General features: G+C 41.5%; 9 protein-coding genes. 4 read left to right on the top strand and 5 right to left on the bottom strand.

The window, feature by feature from the left end:
* The 4 genes from ACEQ81_RS02525 to uxuA all read left to right on the top strand — a co-directional run bounded on the left by ACEQ81_RS02525 (position 1) and on the right by uxuA (position 4,652).
* Positions 1–1,329 carry a Gfo/Idh/MocA family protein gene (locus ACEQ81_RS02525; RefSeq protein WP_411029270.1) on the top strand — a complete coding sequence of 443 codons (1,329 nt, stop codon included), beginning with the start codon at positions 1–3 and terminating at the stop codon, positions 1,327–1,329.
* Between the two features lie 10 nt (positions 1,330–1,339).
* Positions 1,340–2,515, top strand: coding sequence for a Gfo/Idh/MocA family protein (locus tag ACEQ81_RS02520; protein ID WP_411029269.1), 1,176 nt, complete (start codon positions 1,340–1,342; stop codon positions 2,513–2,515).
* Between the two features lie 103 nt (positions 2,516–2,618).
* The gene (locus ACEQ81_RS02515) at positions 2,619–3,440 is read left to right on the top strand and encodes an SDR family oxidoreductase (protein ID WP_411029268.1); all 822 of its coding nucleotides are present in this window, start codon (positions 2,619–2,621) and stop codon (positions 3,438–3,440) included.
* 30 nt (positions 3,441–3,470) lie between these two features.
* Positions 3,471–4,652, top strand: a complete 1,182-nt coding sequence (uxuA, locus tag ACEQ81_RS02510) for a mannonate dehydratase (protein WP_411030362.1) — start codon at positions 3,471–3,473, stop codon at positions 4,650–4,652.
* Between the two features lie 18 nt (positions 4,653–4,670).
* On the opposite strand, the gene murQ is transcribed toward uxuA, so the two are convergent.
* The 5 genes from murQ to ACEQ81_RS02485 all read right to left on the bottom strand — a co-directional run bounded on the left by murQ (position 4,671) and on the right by ACEQ81_RS02485 (position 12,704).
* Positions 4,671–5,498: an N-acetylmuramic acid 6-phosphate etherase gene (gene murQ / locus ACEQ81_RS02505; RefSeq protein WP_411029267.1), complete on the bottom strand. Its 828-nt coding sequence runs from the start codon at positions 5,496–5,498 to the stop codon at positions 4,671–4,673.
* Positions 5,499–6,950, bottom strand: coding sequence for a sodium:solute symporter (locus ACEQ81_RS02500; protein ID WP_411029266.1), 1,452 nt, complete (start codon positions 6,948–6,950; stop codon positions 5,499–5,501).
* A gap of 38 nt (positions 6,951–6,988) precedes the next feature.
* A complete protein-coding gene (locus ACEQ81_RS02495) occupies positions 6,989–8,176 on the bottom strand; it encodes a DUF1343 domain-containing protein (protein WP_411029265.1) in 1,188 nt (395 codons plus the stop codon).
* A 124-nt stretch (positions 8,177–8,300) separates the two neighbouring features.
* Positions 8,301–9,608, bottom strand: coding sequence for a RagB/SusD family nutrient uptake outer membrane protein (locus ACEQ81_RS02490; protein ID WP_411029264.1), 1,308 nt, complete (start codon positions 9,606–9,608; stop codon positions 8,301–8,303).
* A 9-nt stretch (positions 9,609–9,617) separates the two neighbouring features.
* Entirely contained in the window at positions 9,618–12,704 is a 3,087-nt protein-coding gene (locus ACEQ81_RS02485) for a SusC/RagA family TonB-linked outer membrane protein (RefSeq protein WP_411029263.1), read from the bottom strand.
* Between the last annotated feature and the right edge of the window lie 6 nt (positions 12,705–12,710).

The raw sequence follows: 12,710 nt of genomic DNA, 5'->3' as shown, positions 1-12,710 counted from the left end.
ATGACAACAAGAAGGAATTTTATTAAAAAGACCAGTGCAGGCACTGTTGCATTAAGTATGGGGGGCATGGTATTGCCAAGCATGGGATACGGAAGAATTATAGGCGCAAACGATCATTTAAATGTAGCGGTCATTGGTGTTAGAAGTAGGGCAAAATCGCACGTAATAGCCATTCACCAAGATAAGAATGCAAAAATTCTCTATAATTGTGATGTGGACGATACCATTATTGAGGCTCATAATGTATGGTGCCAGGAGAACATTGGTTATGTCCCTAAAGTAGAAAAGGATTTTAGAAAAATATTGGAGGATAAGGATGTAGATGCCGTTTTTATAGCCACCCCGGAACATTGGCATGCGCCAATGGCCATTTTAGCCTTGCAGGCGGGGAAACACGTTTACGTAGAAAAGCCGTGTAGTCACAACCCTCATGAAAACCAGTTGTTGGTAGCTGCCCAGAAAAAGTACAATAAAAAAGTACAGATGGGTAATCAGCAAAGATCCGCAAGAACCTCAATTTTGGGAGTCAAAGAAATAAGAGAAGGCATTATTGGTGAGGTTTATAAAGGAGAAGCGTATTATTCCAACAACCGTGGGTCTATAGGTATCGGTAATAAGGTTGAGGTTCCCAAAACCTTGGATTGGGAATTATGGCAGGGCCCGGCACCAAGAAAGGACTATAAAGATAACGTACACCCTTACAACTGGCATTGGTTTAGGAACTGGGGAACTGGGGAAATACATAACAACGGCACGCACGAAATAGATATCTGTCGTTGGGCCTTAGGGGTAGATTTACCTAAGAGCGTTACTTCTTTTGGTGGAAAATATACCTATCAGGACGATTGGGAATTTCCAGACAACCAACAGGTGACTTATAAGTTCGATAACAATAAATTCATAACTTGGACAGGGCATAGCCGGGGAGTAATACAACCCAGGCAACCCGGACGAGGCGCCACAATTTACGGCAGCAAAGGAATAATAGAATTAAGCAGAAATTTTTATAAATTATATGCCTTAGATGGGACACCTATTAAATTTGAGTTTGAGCAGGCTGTTAGTGCAACAACAAATACAAGGGGAGATGGTAGTTTGGATGTGTCACATGTAGCCAATTTTTTTGATGCCATTAGGGAAGACAAATCTTTACATGCCGATATTAAGGATGCCAGCATTTCTACAATGCTTTGCCACCTTGGTAATATGGCACAAGATGCAGGGGAAACCTTAAACATTGACTCAACTACCGGAAAAGTGTTGCACAACGACAAGGCTATGAAAGGTTGGAAACGAGAATACCAAGACGGGTGGGAGCCAAAACTATAATGGACAATCTATGAAACGAAGGGATTTTATGATCAAAAGTGGAATGGCCTCTGCAACGGCCGTTATTCCTTCAGTGTCCTTCGGTGCAATGTGGCAGCCCTTTGGCAATAACGACCCTATCAACCTAGGAATTATCGGTACTGGTGACAGAGGAAGCGGATTAATCCCTCTAATAAATCAGATAAAGCAGCTGAACATTATTGCGTGCTGCGATATAATACCGTTTAGATTGGAAAATGGGCTGGGCAAAACAAACAATAAGGCCAAAGGGTATAAAGACTACAAAGCGTTGTTGGATAACTCCGATATAGACGCAGTTTTGGTAGCCACACCTTTTAACACACATTCGGAGATAGCTATAGCGGCTTTGGACGCAAACAAACATGTCTTCTGCGAAAAAACCATGGCCAAAGGTTATGGCGACACACAAAAATTAGTAGATCGGGTCGCGGCCTCAAAAAATATTTTTCAGACTGGCCATCAATACCATAGTTCAAGATTATACACCCATGTAGTAGCATTAATCAAAAGCGGAAAAATAGGAAAGATAACGGCCTTTGATTGCCAGTGGAACAGAAATGGCAACTGGCGAAGACAAGTGCCAGATCCCAAGTTGGAAAAACTTATCAATTGGAGGATGTACAGGGAATTTTCGGGAGGTTTAGTGGCAGAATTGTGTTCACATCAAATAGACTTTGTCAACTGGGTGTTAGAGGCTGTTCCCGATAAGGTAATGGGAGTAGGAGGCATAGATTACTGGAAAGATGGTCGGGAAACCTACGATAATATCCATCTTATTTATAGTTATCCTAAAGGGGTAAAAGCAAAATTCTCTTGCCTAACCAGCAATGCCAAGGACGATTATAAAATTAAAGTGATGGGCGATAAAGGCACTATTATTTTAGATTATACAAAGGCTTGGTTTTACCCCGAAGGGAGTTATGAAAAGGAATTGGGAGAAGTGGATGGCGTAGCGGGTGCCACGGTAAAGTGGGATCAGGGCAAAGGTATTCCCATAGAAGTAGATCATGCAGATCCCAGCAAGCAAGCCTTGATTGATTTTAAAGACAATATCATTAACAACACGCGCCCGGCATCGGATGCAATTTCTGGCGCCAAGGTTTCCAATGCGGTACAAATGGGTTTAGACGCCATGTACAACGATAAAATAATTTACAAAGGATAATTGTAATCACGGGGCAAATTTTAATTGCCAACTCAGTCATAAACTTACTCGCAATTGGCAAATACAAACCTTGAGATTTCGAGTTATAAAGAAAATAGGGTAAATGGGTAAAACAGACCTATTCAACATTTCGGAAAAGGTAATTGTAATTACCGGAGGCACTGGCGTTTTAGGAGGTAGTATGGCTACCTATCTTGCATCTTTTGGGGTTAAGATAGCAGTACTTGGACGGCGACCTGCAAGCGTAGAGAAAAGACTGCAGGAACTAACCCCGATTAGTTCGGACATTATTGGTATATCTGGAAGCGTGTTGGACAAAAATGATATGGAAAATGCAAAAGCCCAAATCTTGAAAAGATGGGGCAAGATAGATGTGCTTATCAATGCCGCCGGAGGCAATGTCCCAGGAGCTACTATAAGGGAAGATCAAACAGTTTTTGACCTTAATATGGGAGATTTTAGAAAAGTTTCAGAGTTAAATCTAGACGGCACGGTATTGCCCTCATTGGTTTTCGGAGAGGCCATTGCCCATAACGGCAAGGGATGTATCATCAACGTTTCTTCAATGGCGGCCTCCCAAGCAATTACCAGGGTTGTGGGCTATTCGGCTTCAAAGGCGGCAATAGAGAATTTTACTAAATGGATGGCTACCGAAATGGCCATTAAATTTGATGGGAGTATCCGGGTCAATGCCATAGCTCCCGGGTTCTTTATAGGCAATCAAAATAAATCATTATTGACCAACCCGGACGGAAGCTATACAGAAAGGGGACGTACAATTATTAGCAACACACCAATGAAACGTTTTGGAAATTCTGACGAACTAAACGGAGCCGTGCATTGGCTCATTAGTGACGCCTCCTCCTTTGTTACGGGTGCCATAGTGCCCATTGATGGTGGATTCAGCGCATTTAGCGGAGTATAAAAATTACAAATAGTTATTTTGAAAATGAAAATGGAACAAACATGGAGGTGGTACGGGCCCAAGGATCCGGTTTCGCTAAGCGATATAAAGCAAGCTGGGGCAACAGGTATTGTTACCGCCCTGCACCATATTCCCAATGGAGAAATATGGACGGTAGCCGAAATTAATAAGCGCAAAAAAGAAATAGAAGATAGCGGCCTAAAATGGTCCGTGGTTGAAAGTGTACCGGTACATGAAGCAATTAAAACGAGAACCGGAATGTTCGAGACTTATATTGCCAACTACAAGACAAGTATTCAGAACTTGGCAAAATGTGGTATACATGTGGTCTGCTACAATTTTATGCCGGTGTTGGATTGGACCCGGACCTCGCTAGACTTTGAGGTAGCCGACGGTTCTAAGGCACTTCGTTTTGACGTTACGGAATTTGCAGCCTTTGAAATATACCTTTTAAAAAGACCAAAAGCTCAAAGTAGCTATTCTAAATCGCAACAAAAAGCGGCCAAAGAGTACTTTGAAACGCTTACCGAATCACAAAAAACAAAGCTTGTAAAAAGTATAATTGCCGGATTGCCTGGTGCCGAGGAGGGATATGCCCTAAACCAATTTCAGGAAATTCTAGATACGTACAACCATATTGATGCAAACCTGTTTAGAACCCATCTAGTAAAATTTTTAGAGGAAATAATCCCTACGGCCAACCAAAATAATGTTCTAATGTGTATTCATCCAGATGATCCTCCTTTCCCCATCTTGGGATTGCCTAGAGTGGTGAGTACCGAGGAAGATTACGCCCATATCTTTGAAAAAGTACCCTATAGGGCCAACGGAATTACTTTTTGCACAGGTTCTTTGGGGGTAAGGGAAGATAATAACCTTGTCCAAATTTTCAGGCGCTTTGCAGATAGGGTACATTTTTTACACTTAAGGAGTACACTACGCGATGCACAAGGAAACTTTTATGAAGCCAACCATTTGGAAGGTGATGTAGATATGTACAGCATAGTAAAGGAAGTGCTTATAGAGCAGCAAAAAAGAGTATCGGAAGGAAGAAAAGATGCTGCAATTCCAATGCGGCCAGATCACGGACATCAAATGCTAGACGACCTTCACAAAAAAACAAATCCGGGCTATTCCGGAATAGGTAGATTGAGGGGGTTGGCAGAATTGAGAGGTTTGGAGGTTGGGATTTTAAAAAGTTTAAATGCTTAAGCGGATATAAAATATTGATTATTGACCAAGTTTTGTTCTGAAAATATCCAATATTTCCCGTACATTTTTGTGCTTGGACAATAATTTTTTTGCAATTTCCTCCTCTATTTGAAGCTCTTCCATTAGCATTTTAACGCCTCTATCCGTTAATTTTTTATTGGATAATTGCATGTCTACCATTTTATTGCCAAGTACCCTGCCCAACTTTATCATCACTGCGGTAGAAATCATGTTCAAAGCCAGTTTTTGTGAAGTTCCGGCCTTCATCCTTGTACTTCCGGTAACAAATTCTGGGCCTACGATCAGCTCAATGGGAAAGTCGGCTTCCTGGGTCAAGGGAGAGTTCTCGTTGCAAGAAATACCACCTGTAACTACCGAGTGTTGCTTGGCCATTTTTAGCCCACCGATTACGTAAGGTGTAGTGCCCGAAGCGGCTATTCCCAACAACACGTCTTTTTGGTTTATCCCAAATTCTAGAAGATCTTTCCAAGCCTGTTCCGGGTCGTCCTCGGCATTTTCTACCGCTCTACGTAAGGCTATGTCTCCACCGGCTATTAATCCAATGATCCAATCACTGGAAACACCAAATGTTGGAGGACATTCCGAAGCATCTAGCACGCCCAATCTGCCACTGGTGCCGGCTCCCAGATAGAACAACCTTCCCCCTTCTTTCATTCTGGATACGGTAATATCTACAAATTTTTGAATATTCGGAATAGCCTTTTCCAAAGCTAGGGGCACATTTTTGTCCTCATTGTTAATGTTGGTCAATAATTCTATAGTTGTCATTTTTTCCAGATCGTCATATCTAGATGACTGTTCTGTGGTTGGTTTTGAAAAAGCCATTTATTTTCTTTTGATGATTATTAGACCTATTATCGTAAGTACTGCATTGACCGCTATGTTTATGAATCCGAAATCAAATTGGTAAGTCTCTTTAAAGTAAACGCTTAAAGCATATGTTACCAGAGGAGCCAATAAACATACCAATGGCACAAACTTGTCCTTGATATTTATCTTGGAAAACATACCAAACAGATATAGCCCTAGGAGCGGTCCGTAGGTGTAACCTGCTACGTTAAAGATTAAGGATATGACATCACCACGGCTATTCTGAAACAGCATAATGATGGTAAAGACAATAAACGAGAACCCAACCAACACTTTATTTTTCAGGGCTTTCTTTTCCGAGCTCGATTTTCGGGAAATGTCTAGAAAATCATAAGTAAACGAGGTTGTTAATGCCGTTAATGCAGAATCTACACTAGAAAATGAGGCTGCAATTATTCCTAAGAGGAAACTAACACCGGCCAGAACCCCTAAATGGTTCAGGGCCAGATTTGGAAATAAGGTGTCCGTATCCAAAAACTGTCCGTTTTCGCCTATGGGCAATGAAATGTTATGGTTTTCGGCATAGATATACAGCAATATTCCCAGCCCTAAGAAAAGAAACTGTGTTATTGCCAAGATCATACTATAGGTAAGCGTATTTTTTTGAGCATCCCAACGATTTTTGCAGGTAAGTGTTTTTTGCATCATGTTCTGATCTAGCCCCATCATGGCAACGGCGATTAAAATACCGGCTACAAACTGCTTATAAAAGTTATTGTTAGACTTGCCTTCCCAGTTAAAAACCTCAAAGTACTTATGGCTTGTAACTTGCCGAACAGCTTCGGACATTGAAAGGTCTAGCGATACTGTAATGGAATAAATTGTGATGACTGCACCAGATATTAGGAAAATGGTCTGCATGGTGTCTGTCCAAACAATGGTTTTAATACCAGATTTGTTGGTGTATAACCATACAAGGGCTAAGATAATGATTACCGTTACAAAAAATGGAACCCCCAATGCATCGAAAAATGCAAATTGAAGAATCTTGGCCGCAAGTAGCAAACGCAGTGCAGCACCAAAGGATTGTGAGACAAGAAAGAACAAAGATCCGGTTTTGTACGTTTTGGTCCCGAACCTATCTTCTAAATAGCCGTAGATGGATACCAGTTTTAATTTATAATAAAGTGGTATTAAAATGAAAGTAATAAATAGATAACCTACAACGTTGCCCAGTATAAATTGGTAGAAGTAGAAACTATTATTAGAGACCATCCCCGGCACGGAAACGAAGGTGACACCAGAGAGTCCGGCACCGACCATACCAAAGGCAACCAAAAACCAGGGTGACTGCCGGTCTCCGGTAAAATATGATTCGTCGCTCCTACCTTTTGAGGTAAAATAAGAGATTACCATAAGGATGACAAAATAGATTGCGATTACCGAAAAGACCAGTATTGGGCTCAAATTGTTATTGTTTATGTTTTAGCCAAGAAACGTGCAGTCTAATACAGCTTTACTGTATTGAGTTGCATTTTATAGGCATCCAACTGTTCAAAATCGTTTAAAGCTTCTAGGGGTTCGTTACCTTCTACCCAATATCTTAGTTTGTCGGTGCCATTAAGGATATCTATCGGCATATGGGTATAATTATATTCATAGGGAGGATCTATCCACTTAAAATCGCCTTCCAAATAGCGGTACAACTCCCTAAGTAAAAGTTGGCCAATTCTCCATGGCTTGCAGATACTTCTATCAGTTATATGTAGCTGGAACCCGCCGCAGACCCAGTCTGAATATTTATGGAAGGTGGGAAGAAAGGTCATAGGACGTAAAGCAAACCCCTGTAAATCGGAATTTTTTATCACGTCTTTTAAATGGGTAGCGTAAAAAGCAAAGGGTTTAATTTTTGGATGTCCAACTACCTCTAAAGGCTGCACGGTACCTCGACCTTCGCTCAAAATAGTCCCCTCAAAAAGCACCATGCCGGGAAAAGTAAGTGCGCTTTGGGCTCTTGCAATATTGGGTGAAGGTAAGAGCCAAGGTAATTTGGTGTCTTCAAAGTACATTTCGCGTTTCCAATGCTTCATTTGTACAACCTTCATGTTTGCTTTGGATTTTGCCCAGAATTCCTGATGCATAAGTGCCAATTCGCCAATGGTAAGACCGTGCCTTACGGGTAATGGATGGCGGCCTATAAAAGATTCAAATTCCAAATCCAAAGTATTGCCTTCAAGGTCTATACCGTTTACGGGATTGGGCCGGTCCAATACAATTAGTTCAATATCCTTGTCCGCACATTTTTCCAAAAGAAGGGTAAGCGTATAAACATAAGTATACATTCTGCACCCTATATCTTGCAAGTCGATAAAAAAATGGTCTATGTCTGCCAACATATCATCATCTGGCACGCGTGTTTCGGAGTAAAGAGAATATACAGGAATATTGAAAAAGGGATGGATGGTATGGTCTGTTTCGATCATATTATCCTGTGCATCTGTAGAAAACCCATGCTGAGGCCCAAACATTTTGATGAATTTTGGGCCAAAGATTTCCTTAAACTTAAATGCAGCGTGTGTGCATGCTGCATTTACTGAAGCATTATGGCACAGTAAAGCAACATTTCCCGGATACTTGCTTTTTAAATCGTGGTCTTCAAACAATATGTCCAACCCTGTTGCTACTCTTGTCATATGGTCTATTCGTTTAATGTATGAGTGCTGCACTCGGGGCAACAGTATTGTTGCCCAGAACGCATTCACTTACTCAAACTAAAACTAAAACTAACTCAAACTTTTTGTAGACAGCACCCTAAATTTATGTTGAAGGGTTTGCCGGAGTGTTGGTGTTATTGTCCCTTTCATCATTAGGATAGGGATAAAAATTTCTGTTTCTTTCTGCATCGGCTTCTGTTGGCCCCGGTCTACCAAACCTTCTACTATCTTCTAGGGCAGCCCCTGTTAAGTACAATTCTACACGCCTGTTTTTATAGATTTCATCCAAAATGGCCTGTTGTGTCAATGCGCCGGCATATGCGGGAAGATTGGCCCCCAAACCAAAAGCATCTGTTGCGGATGTTTTGGTAAGCACATTATTTAATTCGGTAACGGCATTGACCAAATCATTATTTCTGGCATAGGCCTCCGCTTTTATCAAAAGCATTTCACCTGGCAGATAAACGGGAATGTCGTCTAGATCATCCACGTAGAACCCTACAATCTGAAAATCGGGGTTTGGAACGGTAAAATCTTCCGCCGTAATGTAAAAGGGAATTCTTTCATCATCAGTATCGGGCAGCAAATCGTCGGGTAGGCCAAAGGTTAGATCCCTTGCCTGTGTAACGTTTTGTGATTCAAACCAAAAGGCCAATGGATTTGGAACTGCTGCATCAAATTCCCAGACCGATTGCACACTTAAATCTACTGCATTTGCAGCAGTAATGGCAGCATCATAATTACCTGCCATTAGATTGAACCTGGCCAATAAGGCGTTCACGGAATTCCCTAAGTCAACAGAGCTAAAAACTCCTGAAGTGACTTCGGATGATAGACCGGAACTTATGTAACCTTGTGCTTCTTGTAGATCCGCAATGGCATTTTGTAAAACCGCTACACGGTCTACAAAAGATGCATTATCAATGATCTCCAAAGGGATACTTTCAAAAAACTCTACCAATGTACCGTGAGCCAAAGCCCTGTAAAACAGCGAATAAGCTTTTAGTGAATTTGCCGTAGAGGCATCCACTCCGTCACTGTCCGCCAAGGTAATTACAGTAGTTGCTTCTTTGCGGGTTAACATGGCGTTGGTCCAAATATTTTTCAATATGTCATTACCACCGTTTATATTGTTACCGCCAAGAAGAATCTCGTTCTCTGCCCCGTTACCCGGGTTCAGTAATCTTAATTCACCTGTATTAAGGCCAGAAAGATGTGTCTTTGTATACAGAATACCACTTCGATCTGTACTCCACCGCTGCTGTACCCCATTTATAAGTCTAATGAGGTTGGGCGTATTGCCAACTAGGTCTGGTTCTAAAGTGGAATTGGGATCCAAAAACACTTTGTCACAGGCAGATATGTGCATCATAAAGATACCAAGTGCAACTATTTTTATTATTTTTTTCATGATTGTATTTTAGAAGTTAGTGCTTACTGATAAAGCAAAAGTGCTTGGAATAGGAACGTTTCCAAAATTAACAGCTCTTAAAAGGTTAGATTGTCCACCAGCATTGGTTTCCGGATCGTAACTGAAAAAGTCGTCAATAGAAAATAGGTTTCTTCCAATAAGTGATATGGTTACATTTTTTAAGGTATCATTGAAGAGAGAAGGAAACTGGTAGGTTAGCGCAACCTCCCTTAATTTAACAAAAGAACCATCTTCTATCCTAAATGCCTCTATAGGATAAATACCTGCAATATAACCCCTGGGCAGTTCCCCTGTTAATTCTTGTTCGGCAAGTCTTCCAAGACCCACACCTTGGCGAGTTCTCTTGTCCGCATCAAAAACATCAAAACCTTGTACTGCTTCCCATAACATGGAAAAAGAGAAGTTTTTATAGGTAAAATCCGTTCCTACACCTAAAATATAATCAGGATTTGGGTCACCTATTACCCTTCTTAGTACATCTCCGGTGGGTTGGCCATTGGCATCTCGCATAGGCTCTCCCGTATCTAGGTTTCCTCGCTCTACTTGTGGAACACCTTGTGCCACGCCAGTAGTAGAAGGGCCGGTCAAGATTAGTTCGCCGTTGTCATCGGTTGCAAAATAGGTTCCTTGGAAGACTCCTAAAGGCTCCCCTTCCCTAACAACCGGACTTGCTCCGGAAACCGTGGCAATGGAAACATCGCCAACATTGGTCTCTGTTACTTTATTTCGGTTTCTGCTAAAGTTGAAATTAAGATCCCAAGTGATATCTTCGGTTTTCACTGGGGTAACCCTAGCGTAAAACTCGATACCGTTATTTTCCATGGCACCTACATTCTCTATTCTACTTGCACCACCAACTGAAGGGGCAAGAACACGATCTACTATTAGATCTTCTATATTTTGATTGTAATAGGTAAATAGGATAGACGCCCTATTGTTAAAAAAGCTGAGGTCTGTACCTATTTCAAATTCCTTCATTCTTTCTACGGCCAAATCATCATTCCCCAGACTACCACTTTGTTGCAAAGTGGAGGATCCTAGGAAATCGTTTGGATTGAAGCTTCCAAATCTGGCAAAAGGAGATATGGCGGTTAGGTTACCTGCTTCTCCATAAGAAGCTCTTATTCTTGCAGAATTTAAGAAGCCTTCCGTATTCCAGAAGGGTTCGTTGGAGAGCACGTAGGAGCCAGAGACTTTTGGATAAAAATTTGTCCGATTGTCCACATCAAAATTGGTGGCACCATCTATACGGCCTGCCAATGTAAGGAACAGTTTATCACTGTAAGAGAGTGTTTCTTGAAGAAAAACACCAAAGATCTGAAGCTTAGAATCCACGGGGAAACTTTGTAATTCCGTAGCCGGAACGTTGGAAGCATCCAACGCCCTACCTTGAGAAGCATCGAACTCCAAATCACTGGATTGAAAACTATAGCCTGCTGTTGTTCTGGAATTAAGAGTTTCAGAAATGTCAATGTCATAGACCGCGTTAATATCGTAGTTCCAGTTAAATACCTTTGCCTCGGAACTGCCAATATAACCATCATTGAAATAGGCAGGGTTAACATTTTCATAAGGATATACCGGAATAAAAATGTTTCCTTTTTGGTTGTAGGTATCCACACCCAATATTTGATCAATGGTAAGTCCTTCGATCGGGTTTATCTTAACGTGCAAACTTGGCACAAAGTGATTTACTTCTTGGGTAATATCAAATTCTTCGATAATGGTCAATGGGTTTACCCTAGATCTTTCTACCGCCAGTAGGTTTCCATTGGCATCCCTTTGAGACAGATCAAAAGTGTTGTTGGTAATATTTACCGAATTTATGGGACTCCAAAATACGTTGCCGTCTGGCTTTTCATCAGATTTTCCACTAGAGAAGAATAATCCAAGGTCATAGGATATCCAATCGGCCAACTGGTGGTTAAAGTTTAACCTGGCGGAAAAACGTTGGTATTTTGTATTCTTTATGATACCCTCATTGTTTAGGTACCCCACTGATCCAAAGTAGCTCATTTTTTCATTACCATCCCGTATAGAAAAGAAGTTGTCCGTTCCAAAACCGGTATGGAAAATATCGTCCTGATAATCATATCTTGTGGTAGAAAACTTGTCCGAAGATAAAAACAAAAATGGTGTTGCCGTATTTTCCACGGGATCAAAACCAAAAATGGGCCATAACCTACCTGCTAAGGCACCGTCGGGAACAGTTTCAAATTCTTCACCCCTAAGGTTAAGGTCTAGCTTTTTGCGTATGGTATTTACATTGAATGTGGTCTTAAAGAATAGCTCGGGGCCATCTTCAAAATTCCGTCCTTTTTTTGTAGTGATCACAACTACTCCGTTGGATGCCCGCGACCCATAGATTGCGGCAGCGGCCGAACCGTTCAATATATTTATATTTTCTATGTCGTTAGGGTTAAAATCTACCATTCTGTTCTGCCCAGGTTGGGCATCCCCAGCGCTGACGTTTAAATTGGTTACGTTGGTGGTAAGATTACTTGTAATTACACCATCGATCACATAAAGGGGTTCCGAAGACCCTTGAATGGTACTTGGACCTCTTAATCGTATGGAAAAACCACCTGCAGGATCACCCGAGTTCTGGGTAATTTGTGCACCTGGCACCTTTCCTTGTAAAGATGTAGTTACATTAACAGGAGCAGCTTTCACCAAAGTTGCGGATTTTACCGTGGTAATGGCATTCCCCAGTTTTTTTCTGGACTGCGTTATGGATGAACCTACAATGATTACCTCATCCAGGGCGTTGGAATCAACGCCTAATGATACGGTAACTGTTTGGTCTCCACCCGTAAGGGCTACCTCTGCGGTTTTGTAACCGAGATAACTGATAACTAACGTCTTTCCAGTAGTATCCGTAGTGGAAATACTGAAATTACCATCGAAATCCGAAACGCCTCCGGTAGCCGATCCCTTAATGAGAATAGTGGCCCCTGGAAGTGGTGGTCCGTCATCCCCGGTCACCGTTCCTGATATGGTCACTGATTGCCCAAAAAGGCCTTGGGCAAAAAGCACTATCAAAAAGGTTGGTAGTAAAAAAAGTGTTCTTTTCATAATAGT

The sequence above is a fragment of the Spongiimicrobium sp. 3-5 genome, assembly GCF_046557915.1.
Taxonomy (GTDB): Bacteria; Bacteroidota; Bacteroidia; order Flavobacteriales; family Flavobacteriaceae; genus JBHEBG01.
Note: the sequence above shows the minus strand (reverse complement) of the source record. Positions and strands in the feature narration are given on the sequence as shown.